This is a genomic window from Paenirhizobium selenitireducens ATCC BAA-1503, assembly GCF_000518785.1.
Classification (GTDB): domain Bacteria; phylum Pseudomonadota; class Alphaproteobacteria; order Rhizobiales; family Rhizobiaceae; genus Allorhizobium; species Allorhizobium selenitireducens.
The window spans coordinates 484,107-502,359 of the sequence record NZ_KI912495.1 but is presented as its reverse complement, the minus strand read 5'-3'; the positions used below and the strand labels follow the sequence as shown (position 1 = coordinate 502,359).

15 protein-coding genes are annotated in these 18,253 nt (G+C 64.8%); 7 read left to right on the top strand and 8 right to left on the bottom strand.

Annotation, left to right across the window (positions count from 1 at the left end; genetic code table 11):
* The first annotated feature begins 68 nt into the window (after positions 1 to 68).
* The gene (locus L867_RS0123435; protein WP_028739091.1) at positions 69 to 1,655 is read left to right on the top strand and encodes an MBL fold metallo-hydrolase RNA specificity domain-containing protein; all 1,587 of its coding nucleotides are present in this window, start codon (positions 69 to 71) and stop codon (positions 1,653 to 1,655) included.
* 21 nt (positions 1,656 to 1,676) lie between these two features.
* Here the strand turns inward: L867_RS0123435 and L867_RS0123430 are convergent, their stop codons facing one another.
* A complete protein-coding gene (locus L867_RS0123430; RefSeq protein ID WP_028739090.1) occupies positions 1,677 to 2,039 on the bottom strand; it encodes a YbaN family protein in 363 nt (120 codons plus the stop codon).
* Between the two features lie 375 nt (positions 2,040 to 2,414).
* On the opposite strand from L867_RS0123430, the gene L867_RS0123425 reads away from it, so the two are divergent.
* From L867_RS0123425 to aguB, 4 genes are all read left to right on the top strand, one after another.
* The gene (locus L867_RS0123425; protein WP_028739089.1) at positions 2,415 to 3,668 is read left to right on the top strand and encodes an NAD(P)/FAD-dependent oxidoreductase; all 1,254 of its coding nucleotides are present in this window, start codon (positions 2,415 to 2,417) and stop codon (positions 3,666 to 3,668) included.
* 431 nt (positions 3,669 to 4,099) lie between these two features.
* Positions 4,100 to 5,458: a glutamine synthetase family protein gene (locus L867_RS0123420; protein WP_028739088.1), complete on the top strand. Its 1,359-nt coding sequence runs from the start codon at positions 4,100 to 4,102 to the stop codon at positions 5,456 to 5,458.
* Position 5,459: 1 nt separating this feature from the next.
* Positions 5,460 to 6,767 carry an NAD(P)/FAD-dependent oxidoreductase gene (locus L867_RS0123415; RefSeq protein WP_028739087.1) on the top strand — a complete coding sequence of 436 codons (1,308 nt, stop codon included), beginning with the start codon at positions 5,460 to 5,462 and terminating at the stop codon, positions 6,765 to 6,767.
* A 10-nt stretch (positions 6,768 to 6,777) separates the two neighbouring features.
* The gene (gene aguB / locus L867_RS0123410; protein ID WP_028739086.1) at positions 6,778 to 7,650 is read left to right on the top strand and encodes an N-carbamoylputrescine amidase; all 873 of its coding nucleotides are present in this window, start codon (positions 6,778 to 6,780) and stop codon (positions 7,648 to 7,650) included.
* Positions 7,651 to 7,936: 286 nt separating this feature from the next.
* Here aguB and L867_RS0123405 read toward each other — a convergent pair whose 3' ends face one another.
* The 3 genes from L867_RS0123405 to rirA form a co-directional block, all read right to left on the bottom strand.
* A complete protein-coding gene (locus tag L867_RS0123405; RefSeq protein ID WP_051439193.1) occupies positions 7,937 to 8,416 on the bottom strand; it encodes a gluconokinase in 480 nt (159 codons plus the stop codon).
* 256 nt (positions 8,417 to 8,672) lie between these two features.
* Complete coding sequence (locus tag L867_RS0123400; protein ID WP_028739084.1) at positions 8,673 to 10,271, bottom strand: GMC family oxidoreductase; 1,599 nt, start codon at positions 10,269 to 10,271, stop codon at positions 8,673 to 8,675.
* Between the two features lie 224 nt (positions 10,272 to 10,495).
* Complete coding sequence (gene rirA / locus L867_RS0123395) at positions 10,496 to 10,987, bottom strand: iron-responsive transcriptional regulator RirA (RefSeq protein ID WP_028739083.1); 492 nt, start codon at positions 10,985 to 10,987, stop codon at positions 10,496 to 10,498.
* Positions 10,988 to 11,236: 249 nt separating this feature from the next.
* Between rirA and L867_RS0123390 the strand changes: the two genes are divergently transcribed.
* Complete coding sequence (locus L867_RS0123390) at positions 11,237 to 12,208, top strand: Fe(3+) ABC transporter substrate-binding protein (protein WP_232364003.1); 972 nt, start codon at positions 11,237 to 11,239, stop codon at positions 12,206 to 12,208.
* A gap of 31 nt (positions 12,209 to 12,239) precedes the next feature.
* Here the strand turns inward: L867_RS0123390 and L867_RS0123385 are convergent, their stop codons facing one another.
* From L867_RS0123385 to L867_RS0123375, 3 genes are all read right to left on the bottom strand, one after another.
* Positions 12,240 to 13,313, bottom strand: a complete 1,074-nt coding sequence (locus L867_RS0123385) for a M48 family metallopeptidase (protein ID WP_028739081.1) — start codon at positions 13,311 to 13,313, stop codon at positions 12,240 to 12,242.
* The gene (locus L867_RS0123380; RefSeq protein WP_037174251.1) at positions 13,303 to 14,370 is read right to left on the bottom strand and encodes a YjgN family protein; all 1,068 of its coding nucleotides are present in this window, start codon (positions 14,368 to 14,370) and stop codon (positions 13,303 to 13,305) included. Before L867_RS0123380 ends, L867_RS0123385 begins: the two co-directional genes overlap by 11 nt.
* A gap of 193 nt (positions 14,371 to 14,563) precedes the next feature.
* Complete coding sequence (locus L867_RS0123375) at positions 14,564 to 16,060, bottom strand: CoA-acylating methylmalonate-semialdehyde dehydrogenase (protein WP_028739079.1); 1,497 nt, start codon at positions 16,058 to 16,060, stop codon at positions 14,564 to 14,566.
* A gap of 661 nt (positions 16,061 to 16,721) precedes the next feature.
* On the opposite strand from L867_RS0123375, the gene L867_RS0123370 reads away from it, so the two are divergent.
* A complete protein-coding gene (locus L867_RS0123370; protein ID WP_028739078.1) occupies positions 16,722 to 17,603 on the top strand; it encodes a LysR family transcriptional regulator in 882 nt (293 codons plus the stop codon).
* 18 nt (positions 17,604 to 17,621) lie between these two features.
* On the opposite strand, the gene L867_RS0123365 is transcribed toward L867_RS0123370, so the two are convergent.
* On the bottom strand, positions 17,622 to 18,158 hold the full coding sequence (locus tag L867_RS0123365; RefSeq protein WP_146086606.1) for a hypothetical protein: 537 nt from the start codon (positions 18,156 to 18,158) through the stop codon (positions 17,622 to 17,624).
* Positions 18,159 to 18,253: the final 95 nt, after the last annotated feature.

Here is an 18,253-nt window from a genome sequence, read left to right as displayed (position 1 = left end):
CGTAGCCGTGGTGGACGCCCTTGCCGGACACTGTCCGGAGACCGCCGCAGACAGATCAGGACCAGCCCATGACCAGCCATCCCGTCCTTCGTTTCCATGGCGCCGCCGGTACGGTGACGGGGTCGTGTTTTTTCGTCGATCTGGGCTCTGCGAAGGTGCTGGTCGATTGCGGCATGTTCCAGGGGTCGAAGAGCGAGAAGGAACTGAACTACAGGGAGTTTCCCTTCGTCGCCTCCGAGGTCGATGCGGTCATCCTGACCCATGCGCATATCGACCATTCCGGCCTTTTGCCCAAGCTCGCCAAGGCCGGCTTTGACGGACCGATCTTTGCCACGCGGGGCACCGTCGATCTGTGCTCGGTGATGCTGCCGGATTCGGCGCATATCCAGGAAAGCGAAGTCGACCAGCTCAACCGGCGCAACCAGCGCCGCGGCCGCGACACCGTCGAGCCGATCTACGATGCGGCGGACGCCGCCCGTGCGGTGACGATGATGCGCAGCGTGCCGCTCAAGAACTGGCAGCAGGCCGTGCCGGGCCTGCGCTTCCGCTTCTGGAATGCCGGCCACCTGCTCGGATCTGCCTCGGTCGAAATGGAGATCGAGACCCGCGACAAGACACTGCGGCTGATGTTTTCAGGCGATCTCGGCCCGAGCCACAAGCTGCTGCAATATGATCCGGAGGCACCGCAGGACTTCGACTATGTGATCTGCGAGAGCACCTATGGCGACACCGATCGCGAGGTCGTCGACGAGCGGGCCAGGCGTCATGCCCTGGAAGCCGAAGTGCGAATGGCGGTCAATGCGAACGGCGCGCTGCTGATCCCGTCCTTTGCCGTCGAGCGCACCCAGGAACTGCTGGCCGACCTCGTCCAGTTGATGCGCAGCGGCGCGATCGAGACCTGCCCGATCCTGATCGATTCGCCGCTCGCCACCCGCGCGAGCGAGATCTTCCGCCGCCACGCCCGTGAACTGGAAAACGGCAAGCTGCTGGCCGAGGCCATGGAGGCGCACAATGTGCGCTTCACCGAGACGGTCGAGCAGTCGAAGGCGATCGACAACATGCGCGGTTTCCACATCGTCATTGCCGCGTCGGGCATGTGCGACGCCGGACGCATCCGCCACCGGCTGAAGAACTGGCTGTGGCGCGAAGAGGCCACCGTGCTTCTGGTCGGTTATCAAGCCGCCGGGACACTGGGCCGGATCCTGAAGGACGGCGCCTCGACGGTGCGTATCCAGGGCGACGAGATCACGGTGCGGGCCCGCATCCGCGAGCTCGACATCTATAGTGGCCATGCCGATGGCCGCGAACTGACCGAATGGGTAAACAACCGCGGGCCGATCCACGCGGGAACCTTCCTCGTCCACGGCGAAGAAGGAGCGCTCGCCGCGTTCAGCCAGCGTCTGGCCGCCTTCCTGCCGCCCGAACGCATCCTCGTGCCGCGCATCGACAGCGCCTTCGAACTCACCGCCGGCGGAGCCATCGACATTTCTGAAGCCAGGCCGCCCCGCATCGACCCCGCCCGCCCCGGCCACCAGGACTGGCACAACGACCTGCAATCGCTGGTGCTCGACCTGCAGGAGGAACTGGCGAAGGCCGGCGACGACAAGGCGCGGGCGGTGATTATTCGGCGCCTGCGCCGCGCGCTCGGCGAATAGAGGGGAAGCCCGCCCCGCGCCTCAGTTGCTCGGCATCGGCCGGGTCAGGACAAAGGCGGCGCAGGCAACGAGGATGGCGCCGATCAGAAGCTTCAGCCAGAGTTGAGGCGGACCGGCGAACCAGACGATCAGATAGCTTGCCGACATCAGCGAAACCGAGGCGATCTTGGCATTGCGCGAGATCGCGCCCTGCCGGCGCCAGTCGATCAGCGGCTGGCCATAACGCGGATGGTCGAGCAGCCATTGCTCGAAGCGCGGCGAGGATCGGGCGAACAGGGCTGCCGCGAGGATCATGAAGGGCGTCGTCGGCAGCACCGGCAGAAAGACGCCGACCAGACCGATCCCGACCATCAGCCAACCGCCCGCCAGCAACAGGATGCGCATCGCTTCTCTCCATCGTCTCCCGGAACGCAGCCCGGTGACCCTTGTCCGTCCTACGCTTGATACAGGCATTCGGTTCATAAAGCACCGCAGCGCGGCAGAACCGCGGCAAGATGCGGCAGTCCATTTTCGCAGAGCCCGCCGGGATCGCTTTCGGCAAGCGACAATGGTGGTACGACGCGCCTAGGTAGCATACGTCTGATCTTTCGCAGCCGTGAGCCGCAACGACGGTCGATCGCGCTCCGGGCATAGTGATTTGCATTCTCACATTTCTGCAACGCGGGTCGGAAATCGCCGATTACGGCAATTTTTCGTTTGCACAACAAGGGGCACGATTGCATGGTCCGGGTTTCTTCATCCAGACGGAATTCAAGGATCATGACTGCAGATACCATCGTGCTCGGCGCCGGCATTATCGGCGTTTCCACTGCCATTCACCTGGCGCGTCGTGGAAGGTCGGTGGTTCTGGTCGATCGCCGCACCGCCGGCGAGGAAACCTCCTTCGGCAATGCCGGCCTGATCCAGCGCGAGGGCGTCGTGCCCTACGGCTTCCCCCAGGATCTCGGTCTGATCCTGCGCTACGGCCTCAACAACCGCATCGACGCCCACTATCACATCCAGGCGATGATGAAGCTGGTGCCTTTCCTGTCGCGCTACTGGTGGAATTCGAACAAGTCGCGTCACGACGCCATCGCGCGCGCCTATGCGCCGCTGATCGAGAACTCGATCAGCGAACACAAGGACCTGATCGAAGCCGCCGGCGCCGAGCACCTGATCCGCAAGGACGGCTGGGTCGAAGCCTTCAGAACCAATGCCGCCCGTGACACCGAATTCGCCGAGGCCGACCGTCTCGTGCGCGAATACGGCATCAGCTACACCCGTCTCGACAAGGCGGACCTCGCCAAGGCCGAGCCGCATCTGAGCCGTGATTTCGTCGGCGGCCTGAAGTGGAACGACCCGTGGTCGGTGCTCGACCCGCACGGGCTGACCGCGGCTTACCTCAAGTATTTCGAAAGCCTCGGCGGCCGCTTCGTCACCGGCGACGCGACGACGCTCACCCCCCGCGCCAGCGGTGCGGGCTGGCAGGTGAAGACGGACGAAGGTCTGGTCGAAGGCAAGGACGTCGTCGTCGCGCTCGGCCCGTGGTCGGAGGAAGTCACCCGCAAGCTCGGCTACAAGTTCCTGCTCGGCGTCAAGCGCGGTTACCACATGCACTACGCCCCCGCCGGCAATGCCAAGCTCAACAGCTGGCTGATGGACAAGGAGCGCGGCTATTTCCTCGCGCCGATGAACAAGGGCATCCGACTGACCACCGGTGCGGAATTCGCCTTCCGCGACGCGCCGAAATCGCCGGTGCAGGTCGATCGTGCCGAACGGGTCGCCCGCACCATCTTCCCGCTTGCCGAGCGTCTCGACGCCGAGCCGTGGATGGGCGCGCGCCCCTGCACGCCGGACATGATGCCGATCGTCGGCAAGGCACCGCGCCACCAGGGCGTCTGGTTCGCCTTCGGCCATGCGCATCACGGCCTCACGCTCGGCCCGGTCACCGGGCGCCTGCTCGCCGAGGCGATGACGGGGGAAAAGCCCTTCCTCGACATGTCGGCCTATCGCCCCGAGCGTTTCAACCCGTAAGGGCCGTCCAGGGACGGTGCCGAAGGAGAAAGCCCTGCCCCCGGTCCGGAAACAGACCGGGGCTTTTTCGTTTCAGAGACCCTTCCGTCGACTGCTCGCCGCGCTTTCGGACGGCGCATCAAAGCCTCCCGCCCGCGTCGAAAGCGCCCACAAGACTTTGTCTGCTGCGACGGGCTGGAAATGCCGCAAATTCGATGTTAAGGTATTTTCGGTCACCCGACCAATTTCGCCGCCCCTGCAGGCGGCAGACCGGATAACAAGCGACGCACCCGATGTGTCACCGGTCGAGGGGTTCGCAGGCACTGGCAAGGTTATGGTACGCTTTCTGATCTACAACGCGAAGTCGCCTCACCGTTAGCGGTGCATCTTCGCGCGCGTGTTTTCACGCACCTCAAGATCAGATCGACCTGTCTCCCTTATTACGGTGCCTTATGGACATTGATAGTTACGCACGAAACTTTTTTGCCGAAAATCCCGACATCGAAGTGCTGGAAGCCTTCGTCATCGACGTCAACGGCGTTCCCCGCGGCAAGTGGATCCCGCGCGAACGGGCGCTCGACGTCCTGACCAAGGGCATGGCGATCCCGCGCTCGGTCTATGCGCTCGACGTCTGGGGCCGCGACGTCAATGCCGCCGGCCTTGCCGAAGGTACCGGCGATCCGGACGGCATCTGCTTTCCCGTTCCCGGCACTCTGTCGCGCGTCACCTGGTTGTCGCGGCCGACCGCGCAGGTGCTGCTCGAAATGCGCAACTCTGACGGGTCAGGCTTCTACGCCGATCCGCGCCAGGTGCTCGCCGCCGTGCTGGAGCGCTACAAGAAGCTCAAGCTCACGCCGGTCGTTGCGACCGAACTGGAATTCTACCTGATCGACCCGGTCCGCTCGGCGCTCGACCCGGTTCGTCCGCCGAACACCCGCGACGGGCGCTGGCACACCGGCCAGACCCAGGTCCTGTCGATTTCCGAACTGCAGGACTTCGAGGAGGTGTTCTACGGCATCTCCGCCGCCGCGCGCGCCCAGAACGTGCCGGCCGACACGACGCTGCGCGAGAACGGCCCCGGACAGTACGAGATCAACCTCAACCACGTGCCGGATGCGCTGGCAGCCGCCGACTATGCCGTTCTGCTGAAGCGCATCGTCAAGGGCGTGGCCCGCTGCAACGACCTCGACGCCACCTTCATGGCCAAGCCCTACGGCATGCAGGCCGGCAGCGGCATGCATGTGCATTTTTCCGTGCTCGACGAGGATGGCAAGAATATCTATGTCGGCGAGGACGCGCCCTCGGAACGCCTGATGCACTCGGTCGGCGGCCTGCTCGAAGCCATGGGCGAGAGCATGGCAATCTTCGCCCCGCATCAGAACTCCTACCGCCGGCTTACCCCATCGGAACACGCCCCGACCTATGCGTCGTGGGGTTTCGACAACCGCTCGGCGGCCGTGCGCGTCATCACCGCCTCCAAGCCCGCGACCCGCATCGAGCACCGCGTCGCCGGCGCCGACACCAATCCCTATCTGGTCATCGCCATGATCCTTTCGGCGGCACTGGCCGGCATGAAGGAAAAGACCTCGCCCGGCGGGGCGATCTCCGGCGACGAGCACGCCGTCAGCCACGAGCCGCTGCCGACCAACTGGGACTACGCGATCCAGCGTTTCGCCAAGTCGAGCTTTGCCTATGCGGCGCTCGGACCGCAATATCGCGGGCTCTATGCGGCCTGCAAACATCAGGAACTGGCGGAATTCGCGCTGCGCGTGACCGATGTCGAATACGACGCCTACATCAGGACGGTGTGACATGAGCGACAAGAACAGGACTTCCAAGACCAATCAGGGTCATGCCCCTTCCTGGTATGCCCATTCGGCCAATGACAAGACGGTGCGTCCGAGCCTCGAAGGCGAGCACACGGCCGACGTCTGCGTCATCGGCGCCGGCTTCACCGGCGTCTCCGCTGCGCTGCAGCTGGCGGAGAACGGCTACAAGGTAATCGTCGTCGAGGGCGAGCGCGTCGGCTTCGGCGCCTCGGGCCGCAATGGCGGGCAGATCGTCAACGGCTACAGCCGCGACCTCGAAACCATTGCCCGGCGCTACGGTCCGGAGCGGGCGAAACGCCTCGGCGAAATGTCGCTCGAGGGCGGCCGGATCATCCGCGAGCGCGTCGCCAGGTACAACATCGCCTGCGACCTGGTGGACGGCGGCTTCTTCGCCGCCTTCACCGACAAGCAGGTGCGCGAGATGGCGCATGTGAAAGCCCATTGGGAGACGCACGGCCATAGCGGCCTCGAAATGGTCTCCAAGGCCGAGGTCGGCCAATATGTGAAGTCCGACCGTTATGTCGGCGGCATGATCGACAAGCTCGGCGGCCATATCCATCCGCTCAACCTCGTGCTCGGCGAAGCGGCCGCCGTCGAAAGCCTCGGCGGCAAGATCTTCGAACAGTCGCGCGTCACCGGCGTCGACATGGGCGCCAATCCCGTGGTGCGCACCGCCAAGGGTCGGGTCACTGCGAAATATGTGCTGGTCTGCGGCAATGCCTATCTCGGCAACCTGCTGCCGAAGATCACCGACAAGATGATGCCGGTCTCCTCCCAGGTCATGGCGACGGAGCCGCTCGATGCGAAACTGATCGAGGAGCTGCTGCCGGCCAATTACTGTGTCGAGGATGCCAATTACGTGCTCGACTACTACCGCCGCACCGCCGACAACCGGCTGCTCTACGGCGGCGGCATCGGCTATGGCGGCCAGGACCCGGCCAACCTCACCGGCGTCATCCGGCCGAACATGCTGAAGACCTTCCCGCAGTTGGCCAACACCAAGATCGAGTTCGCCTGGAGCGGCAATTTTGCGCTGACCCTCACCCGCATCCCGCACATGGGCAAGCTCGCCGACAATGTCTACTTCTCGCATGGCGACAGCGGCCATGGCGTGACCACGACGCACCTGCTCGGCAAGATCCTCGGCGAGGCGGTCGCCGGCCATTCCGGCCGCTACGACGTCTGGTCGTCGCTGACCGCACTGCCCTTCCCCGGCGGCAAGACCTTCCGCGTGCCGCTCACCGTGCTCGGCGCCTGGTGGTACGGCATGCGCGACAAGCTCGGCGTCTAAGGAGAACCCCATGCGTACAGTCACAGTCGCAGCGACCCAGATGGCCTGCACCTGGGATATCCCCGGCAATATCGCCCGCGCCGAAAACCTGATCCGCAAGGCCGCCGCCAAGGGCGCCCAGATCGTGCTGATCCAGGAGCTGTTCGAGGCCCCCTACTTCTGCCAGGACCAGATCGGCGAATTCTTCGACATGGCCAAGCCCTTCGAGGACAATCCGCTGATCGGACATTTTTCCAGGCTCGCCGCCGAGCTGAACGTCGTTCTGCCGGTGAGCTTCTTCGAGAAGGCCGGACAAACCTACTTCAACAGCGTGGCGATCGTCGATGCGGACGGCACGGTGCTCGGGCTCTACCGCAAGAGCCATATCCCCGACGGGCCGGGCTATACCGAGAAATATTATTTCTCGCCCGGCGATACCGGCTTCCGGGTCTGGCAGACGAAACATGCGGTGATCGGCGTCGGCATCTGCTGGGACCAGTGGTTCCCGGAGGCCGCGCGTGCCATGGCCCTCCAGGGTGCCGAGCTGTTGTTCTATCCGACCGCGATCGGCTCCGAACCGCAGGACCCGACCATCGACAGCGCCGCCCACTGGCAGCGCGTCATGCAGGGCCATGCGGCGGCCAACATCATGCCGGTGATCGCGTCCAACCGCATCGGCATGGAGCAGGGCCGCAAGGGCACGGAACTCACCTTCTACGGCTCCTCCTTCATCGCCGACCAGACGGGGAACAAGGTCGCCGAGGCAGACCGGGCGAGCGAAGCGGTCCTCACCGCCACCTTCGACCTCGACGGCATTGCCCGCCAGCGCAGCAACTGGGGCCTCTTCCGCGACCGCCGGCCGGAGCTCTATACGCCGCTTTTGACGATGGACGGGCGGGTTTAGGGCGGGCATTGGGTTGAACCCCACCTCGGGATAGCCCCCTCACCAAGAAAATCTGCGACTTGAGCCCTTCGGGCCAAGATCGCGATTTTCTATCCTCTCCCACAAGGGGAGAGGAAACCTGCCGCCCTGCACGACGCTCCGCCTCTCCCCTTGTGGGAGAGGTTACAAAATCACGATCTTAGCGCAGCTAAGTCGTAGATTTTGTTGGTGAGGGGGAGGCAGGGGAAGCCCAGGCTTCGGTATCCTGCAGCCCGCCAGCACATTGTCGACGAGGCCCCGTGGCCAACTACCCCAACCCCCGCATCGCATCCGCGACAATCCCCTCGACGCTCTGGTCGATATCGACCGTCACCACGCCCGGCTCGCCAGTGGGGATTTCGAGCGTGGCGAGCTGGCTGTCGAGCAGGGAGAGCGGCATGAAATGGCCGGTGCGGGCGCCCATGCGTTCGGTGAGCAGCTCGCGGGAGCCGTGCAGATAGACGAAGGCGAGCGCACCGCCGGTCGCGGCGCGCAGGCGGTCACGGTAGATCTTCTTCAGCGCCGAGCAGGAGACGACGATGCCCTCGCCGCGCCTAAGCGATGCGGCCATTTCCGCGCCGATGATGTCGAGCCATGGCCAGCGGTCGTCATCGGAGAGAGGCGTGCCCTTGGCCATCTTCTCGACATTGGCCGCCGGATGCAGCGCATCGCCCTCGATGAAGCCGAGGCCCAGCCGCTCGGCGAGCAGCGCGCCGACCGAGGACTTGCCGCAGCCGCTGACCCCCATGACGATGATCGCCGCCGGGCGGCTGGTCGAAAATTCCTGCAAGTTCGCGTGCTCCCCGATACGGCGCCGTGCCGTTTGGCGCGACCTTACCGGGCGGTGCCGTGAATTCAACCCACCGGATCCGGCCATCCACGACGCGTACGGCGAAGGTCCGAATGCCACACCCAGGCTCGGGTTTGGGCCCGGGCTCCCGCTGAGGTTTGGGCTGGGGCTCGGGCTCGGGCTGGGGCTTGGGCTTGGGCTTGGGCGCCATGTCCTAGCCGGCACGGATCTCCGCCGCGATCTTTTCCGCCATGGCGATCACCGGGGCATTGGTGTTGCCGCCGATCAGGGTCGGCATGACCGAGGCGTCGACGACGCGCAGGCCGTCCACCCCGCGCACCTTGAGATCAGGATCGACGACCGAGGCCTCGTCGCCGCCCATGCGGCAGGTGCCGGCGGGGTGATAGATGGTTTCGGCCCGCGCCCGGATGGCGGCCTCCAGCTCGGCATCCGAGTTGCCGACCGGGTAGAGTTCGCGACCGCGATAGCGGGCGAGCGGACCGGCCTCCATGATGTCGCGCATCAGCCGTGTGCCGGCGATCAGGCCGTCGAGGTCGCGCCGGTCGGACAGATAGGCCGGATCGATCAGCGGCGCCGCCATCGGATCGGCGCTCTTCAGGCCGACGCGGCCGCGCGAATGGGGCCGAAGCAGGCAGACATGGCAGGAATAGCCGTAGCCCATATGCATGCGCCGTGCATGGTCGTCGACCATGGCAACGACGAAATGCAGCTGAATGTCGGGGCGATCGAGCGCCGGATCGGTCTTGAGGAAGGCGCCGGATTCGGCAAAGGTCGAGCGCAGCAGGCCGGTTCCTTCGCGCTTCCACTCACCCGCCGCCTTGCCCATGGCCTTGAGGCCGGTGAAGCCGATGCCCAGCAGGTCGGTGTCGGCGGAACGATAGACGCTGGTGTAGTCGAGATGGTCCTGCAGATTGGCGCCGACCTCCGGACGGTCGGCGACGACGGCAATGCCGTGGCGCCGCAGTTCGTCGGCCGGGCCGATACCCGACAGCATGAGAAGCTGCGGCGATTGCAGCGCGCCGCTTGAGACGAGCACTTCGCGGGCGGCAAGCGCAGTCTCCTCGCGACGCCCGATGCGATAGGCGACGCCGGTGGCGCGGCCCTTGGTCGTGAGGATGCGGCTCGCCCGGGCGCCGGTGACGACGGTGAGGTTCGACCGGTCGAGGTGATCGTGCAGATAGGCCGCGGCGGCCGAACAGCGCTCGCCCTTCTTCGGCCCCTTCCAGAACTGCGTCGCCTGGTAGAGGCCGAGCCCCTCCTGGTCCTCGCTGTTGAAATCGTCATTGGCCCGAAAGCCGCGCGATACACCCGCCTCGATGAAGGCCTTGTTGATCGGCCGGACCCAGTCGGCGTTGGAGACCTGCAAGGGGCCGCCCGCGCTATGCAGGGCCGATGCGCCGCGCTCGTTGTCCTCGGACTTCAGGAAATGCGGCAGCATGTCGGCGAAGGACCAGCCCGTGCAGCCCCGAGCCGCCCAGTCGTCGTAGTCCGAGGCGTGGCCGCGCACGTAGAGCATGGCATTGATCAGGCTCGAGCCGCCGAGCCCGCGGCCGCGCGGCTGGTAGGCGCGGCGGCCGTTGAGTTCCGCCTGCGGCTCGCTCTCGAAGCACCAGTTGGCCGAGCGCAGCCGCCCCGGCACGATGGCGGCGGCCCCTGACGGCACCCGCAGCAGCAGGTCGCGACCATTGCCGCCCGCCTCGATCAGGCAGACCTTGACGGCCGGATCCTCGCTCAGCCGCGCCGCCAGCACCGAACCTGCCGAACCACCGCCGGCGATCACATAATCGAACATGTCAGGCGCTCCTCCCAAAGCCACCCAGCGGGCGTCTGTCCACGCCCTCTGCCTGCGGACAGACAGCATACGTCTTCCGTTTACGTAAACGTATTTCGGTCCTCGCCGCACCTCAAGGGGCTGACTCGCGATCGGCCGGACTTTTTCTGCGAGATGCGGTGAAGCTGCAACGAAAAACCCCGCCGCTTGGCAAAGCGACGGGGTTTTATGGGAAGCGGTATTGGTCAGGCGGCCGGGACGGAGACCGGCGGCACCGGAATGACGTTCTGCCGTCCGAATTCGTTGATGCCGAGCAGGAAGTTGATCTGCGGGCGCGCCTTGACCAGATCGTCGATCGTGTATTCTGTCAGCACGTTGAAGAAGGCGTTGAGCGCCTTGCGCAGTGCCGAGTTCAGGCCGCAGCTGTCGATCAGCGGGCAGTCGACGTCGCCATCGTCCTCGAAGCATTCCGCCATGGCGAAGCTGTCCTCGGTGACCTTGACCACGTCGAACAGGGTGATCTTGTCGGCGGGCCGACCGAGGCGCACGCCGCCATTGCGGCCGCGCACGGTTTCCACCAGTCCGGCCTTGTTGAGAGGCTGGAGAATCTTGAACAGGAAGAGCTCGGAGACGCCGTAAGCCTTGGCGATTTCCGGAATACGGCTCAGGTGATCCTTGTTGGCCGCACAGTACATCAGCATGCGAACCGCGTAATTCGTCTGTTTTGTCAACCGCATGCGTCACTCCATGGACTCGTCTTCCGCCCCGTATAGCGGATTCCGCAGTTTTGAACAATTCCAAAATACTCAAGTTCACGCTTCACGTGTCTGTGAGCCCCGAACGGTCGCATTGACAGCTTGGAAAATCCTGATTATCAGGCTCAACAAATATAGTCACTCTCGCAAGGAGATACCATGCTTCCGGTCAAATTTATCCGCAGTGCGCTTCTCGGCTCCGTCGCCTTCGCCGCAACGGCCGGCACGGCAATGGCGGACGGCGAGGTCAACATCTATTCCTATCGCCAGCCGGAGCTGATCCAGCCGCTGATCGACGCCTTCACCGCGGAGACCGGGATCGAGGCCAATGTGCTGTTCCTCGACAAGGGCCTGGTCGAGCGCATCGCCGCCGAGGGTGCGAACTCGCCGGCCGACGTCATCCTCACCGTCGACATCGGCCGCCTGGTCGAGGCCAAGGACGGCGGCGTCACCCAGCCGCTGGCAAACGACATCATCAACAAGGACATTCCGGCGCAGTATCGCGATGCGGCCGGCGAATGGTTCGGTCTCACCACCCGCGGCCGCGTGGTCTACGCCTCCAAGGAGCGGGTGTCCGAAACGGCCATCACCTATGAAGAACTGGCCGACCCGATGTGGAAGGGCCGGATCTGCATGCGCGACGGCCAGCATTCCTACAATATCGGCCTGTTCGCCTCGATGGTCGCCCATCACGGCGCCGAATACACCGAGAAGTGGCTGACGGGGCTCAAGCAGAACCTGGCGCGCAAGCCCGACGGCAACGACCGCAGCCAAGCCAAGGCCATCATGTCCGGGGAATGCGACATCGCGCTCGGCAACACCTATTACGTTGGCCTGATGGTCACCAACGAAAAGGATCCGGAAGAGAAGGAATGGGCAGCCGCCACCAAGATCCTCTTCCCCAATGCCGCCGACCGCGGCACGCACGTGAACATTTCCGGCATGGCGCTCGCCAAGTATGCGCCGAACAAGGACAATGCCGTCAAGCTGATGGAATTCCTGTCCTCGGGCAAGGCGCAGGAGATCTATGCCGAGCAGGTGTTCGAATATCCGGTGCTGCCGGGCGCCAAGGTCTCCGACGTGGTCGCTTCCTTCGGGCCGATCAAGCCCGATACCCTGCCGCTTTCCGACATCGCCGCCAATCGCAAGACGGCCTCGGAACTGGTCGACAAGGTCGGCCTCAACGACGGCCCGACCCAGTAAGAGATCGCAACGACACGCATTCGAAGGGCGGCTACTGGCCGCCCTTTTTCGTTGCGGCCTCCGCTGCCCATTCGTCGATCTGCCGGCGGCGGTCCGGCGTGCCGGGATGGGTGGAGAAAATCGTCGTGTCGCCGCCGTCGCCGAGTTTTTCCTCGATGATCTCGAAGAAACGGCCGATGGCCGCCGGATCATGGCCGGCCTTCGCCATCAGGTCGACCGAAATCCGGTCCGCCTCGCTCTCGGCGGAACGGGAATAGGACAGCGTCAGGAGTGCTGCGCCGTCGGTCAGGATTTCCTCGCCGGCGCTGCCGATGTCGCCGGCGATCAGCATGACCAGGGCCGCGGTTCCGGCCGCCCGATAAAACTGCCGCAGCGAATGGTCCCGCTCGACATGGCCGATCTCGTGGGCCAGTACGCCGAGGATCATTTCGGTGTCGCCCGCGGCGAGCTCCACCAGTTCGTCGGTGATCACCAACGTGCCGTCCGGCAAGGCAAAGGCGTTCGGCCCGATCAGCCCGCCTTTGCGGAAATGCAGCGCGTAGCCGTCGGCGCCCCGGTCGGACAGCGCGGCGATCTCCTCGAACTTCGCCTCGATCTCGCCCTGGCGAGCCTGCGGCAGTTCGCTCTCGGTGAAGACCGCCTGATCCAGCGAGGCGAGCGTGCCCGAGGCCATCATGTCGGCCACCGCCGGCGGCGTCACCAGCACCGCCACCTCGACCAGCGCCGGCAGTGCATAGCGATAGATGGCGCCGGCCAACAGGAAGACGGCGACCACCAGGCCGAGCAGCCGGGGATGGAACCGCTCCAGTTCATGGACCAGCCCGCCCCGGTGCAGCCGGCGAGCGCTGAGCCAGGCGTCGACCGCATCATTGTCCTCGGTCTCGAACAGGGAACCGTCGCCGAAACCGATGCGCCGCGGGATACGGCCGACGCGCGCGGAAATGCGCACGGCGTCCACGTCATTGACGGAGACCGGATCGCCGGCCACGCCGTCGAGCCGCACGGAAAGCGTCCTGCCATGCGACAAGAGCCGCGCCGCAACCGTGCGGCTGGAGCGCGGCGGATGCCAATGGCCGACGGCGATGATTTCTCCCTCAGAAGCCAAAGTCGAAACCTTCCATGTCGAGATATTCGGCGGTGACCGCCGAGCCGCTGGCCTCGATCGAGGCAAGCACGTCGCCGATGTCGCCGTCTATGATCATGCCGGAATGCCCCACCACGTAACGCTGCTCGCGCACGGCCGCCCAAGGGCGCATCAGGCCGAGCGTCAGCACGGTGACGAGCAGGTTGGAGACGACGATCCACAGATAGCGCAGGCGCCCCATGTCGCTGAACAGCCGGTGACGGCCATCGAGAAGCGTTGCGTTCATCACCACATTGCGCACGCCGACGCGGTAGAGCACCGCAGCGATCGTATAAACGATAAGGAACGGGATCAACGTGCCGTAGACCATCGCGATGCCTCGCAAGGCAATCCCTTCCTTGCTCGCGGCGTCATCCATGGCACCGCTTGCCGCATAGATCATGACGCCCAGACCGACCGCGATCGCCGCGCCGATCAGCGTGACAATGATCGCCGGAACCCAGGCACGGTAGAGCTTGCCGATCCGCGGGTCGGTGGCGAAGGAGCGGTCGCCGTAGCGCAGGTTGTTGAAGACGTAGCGGTAGAGCCAGCGGCTGGCGAGCGGCGCCAGGAGACCGAGGCTGAAGAAGGCGACCAGCCCGCCGAGGATCACCGAGACAAAGGCACCCCAGGGCGTTCCCTTGAAGTCGAAACGGATGTTGCGGTAGCTCGTCACCCGGGCGGAAAATCGCAGGCCCCGCGACAGCAGCCACGGAAGAGCGAGCAGCACGACGAAGGGCAGGACGATACCCACCAGCGGATAGAACACGCTGACGATCTGCACGACGACGAAAAAGATGAAGACGATGGCGCGGCCGATCAGGATCTGCAAACCGCGCGCATGATAGTCGAAGGAATGGTTGTCGATGAAGCTGTTGCCATAAAAGTAGCGGTTACGGCGCACCTTGGCCCAGGCGGAATAGATGCCGAGCGTGACGATCGTCAGAAGGATATTGACGATCCAGATGCCGAAATACTCCCCGGCCTGCCCACGGAATTCTCCCCGCGTCACCTGCGACACAGGTCTTGTCTCTGTCATGCCCCCGGCCCTTTCGTCGGCGAATCTGCACATGCATCCCCCGACGCACGCAACCGCGACAGACGTGCCACGGCTTTTCGTCTATCGCAAGTTGACCCAACGGAAGACGGGCCCCTTTCGGGACCCGTTTCCAAGACTATTCCGCTGTTTTCGAACCAAGGCCGGAAAGATCAGCCTCGGCTTGTGACCGGCGTCACTTCATCGTCGGGATGGAGAACTCGGCGCCGTCCTTGATGCCCGACGGCCAACGCGAGGTGACCGTCTTGGTGCGGGTCCAGAACTTGATCGAGTCCGTGCCGTGCTGGTTCAGGTCGCCGAAGGACGAGGCCTTCCAGCCGCCAAACGTGTGGTAGGCGAGCGGAACCGGGATTGGAACGTTGACGCCGACCATGCCGATGTTGATGCGGCTGGTGAAGTCGCGGGCGGCATCGCCATCACGGGTATAGATCGAGACGCCGTTGCCGTATTCGTGCTTCATCGGCAGCGAGAGGGCCTCTTCGTAGTTCTTGGCGCGAACGACCGAGAGAACCGGCCCGAAGATCTCGGTCTTGTAGATGTCCATGTCCGGGGTGACGTCGTCGAACAGGCAGCCGCCGACGAAGTAGCCGTTTTCATAGCCCTGCAGCTTGAAGCCGCGGCCGTCGACGACGAGCTTGGCGCCTTCCTCGATGCCGCGGTCGATCAGGCCGAGGATGCGGGTCTGGGCTTCCTTGGTGACGACCGGGCCGAAATCGGCCTTTTCGTCATTGTACGGGCCGATGCGCAGCTTCTCGACCATCGGGGCGAGCTTGGCGATCAGGCGATCGGCGGTTTCCTCGCCGACCGGAACGGCGACCGAGATCGCCATGCAGCGTTCGCCGGCCGAGCCGTAGCCTGCGCCGATGAGGGCGTTGGCAGCCTGGTCGAGGTCGGCATCCGGCATGATGATCATGTGGTTCTTGGCGCCGCCGAAGCACTGGGCGCGCTTGCCGCTGGCGGTCGCCGTCGCATAGACGTAGCGAGCGATCGGGGTCGAGCCGACGAAGGAGACGGCGCCGATGTCGGGATGGTTGAGGATCGCGTCGACCGCGCCCTTGTCACCATTGACGACGTTCAGGACGCCGGCCGGAAGACCGGCTTCGATCATCAGTTCGGCAAGACGGATCGGCAGCGACGGGTCGCGTTCCGACGGCTTGAGGATGAAGGCGTTGCCGCAGGCGATTGCCGGGGCGAACATCCACATCGGGATCATGCCGGGGAAGTTGAACGGGGTGATGCCGGCGCCGATGCCGACCGGCTGGCGGATCGAGTACATGTCAATGCCGGGGCCGGCACCTTCGGTGAACTCGCTCTTGGAGAGATGCGGAATGCCGATGACGAATTCGCAGACTTCGAGACCGCGGATGATGTCGCCCTTGGCGTCCTCGATCGTCTTGCCGTGCTCCTTGGAGAGCATTTCGGCCAGTTCGTTCATGTTGTCGTTCAAGAGCTGGACGAACTTCATGAAGACGCGGGCGCGGCGCTGCGGATTGGTGTTGGCCCAGCCGATCTGCGCGGCCTTGGCGTTCTGCACGGCGGCGTCGAGTTCGGCGACGCTTGCCAGCGCCACGGTCGCCTGGACCTCGCCGGTTGCCGGGTTGAAGACGTTGCTCGAGCGACCGCTCGTGCCGGCGACGTGCTTGCCGCCGATGTAATGGCCGATTTCACGCATGGATGTGCCTCCTCAGGGGTCTTTTGACTGGCTTGGAGTATGCGCTTCGATTTGCACAACGCAACAGGATGTTCTACGCATCCGTTGTGCAGGAATTGATGTTCGACGGAAAGGAAGTCTCAAGTGCGTAGGCAGAAGTGCGCGCGGTTTACCCCCCTCTGTCACTTCGTGACATCTCCCCCTCAAGGGGGGAGATTGACCACCTCCGCTCGCCTCACCGCTCCTCAAGCCCGACCTCTGCCTCGGTCAAACAGGATTGTCGGCCCGCTTGCAGGCGATGCGGCCGGCCCCAAGCCGGTCTCCCCCCTTGAGGGGGAGGCTCATCGCATATGGAGTACCGGAGGCGGCTCCGGGCTCCCTCTTCTCCCCTCGGGGAGAAGTGCCGAGCGTATGCGAGGCGATGAGGGGGCTGCCCGGCACAGCTTTTGCGCTTCGCGCCCCCCTCATCCGGCCCTGCGGGCCACCTTCTCCCCGTTGGGGAGAAGAGGGATACCGCTTCGTGCGCCGCTCAAAATCCAGATGGAATCGCCCAGCCTTGAGGGGCGTGAGGAGCCATCCGCGCAGCGGAGCAATCGATCCTGTGAATCGATTGCAGCGACGAACGCCGGCAGGGCAGAGGGGGGTAACCCCGGCGCCAGCCAGCCGGTCCCGGAGGTCCCCCATGAACTGGGATGACGTACGCATGTTCCTCGCGGTCGCCCGCTCGGGGCAGATCCTTTCGGCCTCGCGGCGGCTCGGCATCAACCATGCCACGCTGTCGCGCCGCATTACCGCGCTCGAGGAATCGTTGAAGACCCGGCTTCTCATCCGCCGCACCAATGGCTGCGAGTTGACGCCCGAGGGCGAGGTGTTCAGCCGGGCGGCGGAGCGCATGGAGACGGAAATGCTGGCCGCCCAGTCCGACATCGGCCGGGTGGACAGCGCGGTGGCCGGCACGGTCAGGATCGGCGCCCCGGACGGGTTCGGCGTCGCCTTCCTCGCCTCGCATCTCGGCACGCTGACGCGGCGCTATCCGGCCTTGAAGATCCAGCTCGTTCCGGTGCCGCGCGCCTTCTCCCTCTCCCAGCGCGAGGCCGACATCGCCATCACCATCGAGCGGCCGGAACAAGGCCGCCTCATCTCATCCAAGCTCACCGACTATACGCTCGGGCTCTACGGCTCGGAGGCCTATCTGGCCGAGGCCGGCACGCCGTCCGACAGGGAGGCGCTGCGGACACATACGCTGATCGGCCATGTCGAGGATCTCGTCTATTCCGCCTCGCTCTCCTATACCGGCGAGATCATGCGCGGTTGGGAATCCTCCTTCGAGATTTCCTCGGCGATCGGCCAGACGGAGGCCGTGCGCGCCGGTGCCGGCATCGGCATCCTGCACGACTACATCGCCCGCCAGCATGCCGAACTGGTGCGCATCCTGCCCGAGGTCACCATCCGCCGCGCCTACTGGACCACCTATCATGAGAGCGCGCGCGAACTGGTCCGGGTGCGCACCGTGGTGCAGTTCCTGCAGGAACTGGTCGACGAGAACCGGCGGATTTTTGTGTGAGGCAAACGCGCCCGGGCTTCAGTGCCCCTGGATCGTGCAGGGTCCCCAGCCTGAGCCTTCCCGGTAGTGCTTCTCATTCTGGCAGGGCTGGCCCTCCTGGGTTTCCGAGCCGCACTTTCGCGCCTCCCCATTCTTGCCGATCCCTTTGGCCCGCTCCTGACGCAGGTATGTGACCCACTTCTGCCGCTTGTCCCGCTCCGCCATCCATTCCGCCTTGTGGGCGGGCAGAAGGGACAGTACCTTCTGGCTGTCTGCGATCAGTTCCTGCGCATTGGCGATGTTGCCGGCCGTCTCCGGCGGCACCTTGTGGCCCTTGCGGTTGCACTCGGCGATCATCCTGTTCTGGCGGGCGATATATTGCTGGTGCTCGCGGATATGCCGCTTCTCCATCGCCTCCGCATCGCCGTTCCGCTGGATCTGCGAGCGGGCATCCGCCAGTGCGTTGTCGTACTCGCTGATTCTTTTGTCGAAATCGCTGATGGAGCCGGGAAACCGACTGGGTTTCCCAAGCGGTTCGACGGGCCACAAATTGTCCCACCCCGGAATTCCTGACATGCTCTCCCCCCTTCGGTATGGAGGGTGAAGGCGCCCTCCCCAATGCCGCGCGAGGACTATCGGCCCGAGCCGCAACCCGCGTCAAACACTCTTTC

Bases quoted from the DNA above. Each gene is read 5' to 3' on its own strand.
- L867_RS0123435 (WP_028739091.1), top strand. From the start codon at position 69: ATGACCAGCCATCCCGTCCTTCGTTTCCATGGCGCCGCCGGTACGGTG.
- L867_RS0123430 (WP_028739090.1), bottom strand. From the start codon at position 2,039: ATGCGCATCCTGTTGCTGGCGGGCGGTTGGCTGATGGTCGGGATCGGT.
- L867_RS0123425 (WP_028739089.1), top strand. From the start codon at position 2,415: ATGACTGCAGATACCATCGTGCTCGGCGCCGGCATTATCGGCGTTTCC.
- L867_RS0123420 (WP_028739088.1), top strand. From the start codon at position 4,100: ATGGACATTGATAGTTACGCACGAAACTTTTTTGCCGAAAATCCCGAC.
- L867_RS0123415 (WP_028739087.1), top strand. From the start codon at position 5,460: ATGAGCGACAAGAACAGGACTTCCAAGACCAATCAGGGTCATGCCCCT.
- aguB (WP_028739086.1), top strand. From the start codon at position 6,778: ATGCGTACAGTCACAGTCGCAGCGACCCAGATGGCCTGCACCTGGGAT.
- L867_RS0123405 (WP_051439193.1), bottom strand. From the start codon at position 8,416: ATGGGGGTCAGCGGCTGCGGCAAGTCCTCGGTCGGCGCGCTGCTCGCC.
- L867_RS0123400 (WP_028739084.1), bottom strand. From the start codon at position 10,271: ATGTTCGATTATGTGATCGCCGGCGGTGGTTCGGCAGGTTCGGTGCTG.
- rirA (WP_028739083.1), bottom strand. From the start codon at position 10,987: ATGCGGTTGACAAAACAGACGAATTACGCGGTTCGCATGCTGATGTAC.
- L867_RS0123390 (WP_232364003.1), top strand. From the start codon at position 11,237: ATGGCGGACGGCGAGGTCAACATCTATTCCTATCGCCAGCCGGAGCTG.
- L867_RS0123380 (WP_037174251.1), bottom strand. From the start codon at position 14,370: ATGACAGAGACAAGACCTGTGTCGCAGGTGACGCGGGGAGAATTCCGT.
- L867_RS0123375 (WP_028739079.1), bottom strand. From the start codon at position 16,060: ATGCGTGAAATCGGCCATTACATCGGCGGCAAGCACGTCGCCGGCACG.
- L867_RS0123370 (WP_028739078.1), top strand. From the start codon at position 16,722: ATGAACTGGGATGACGTACGCATGTTCCTCGCGGTCGCCCGCTCGGGG.
- L867_RS0123365 (WP_146086606.1), bottom strand. From the start codon at position 18,158: ATGTCAGGAATTCCGGGGTGGGACAATTTGTGGCCCGTCGAACCGCTT.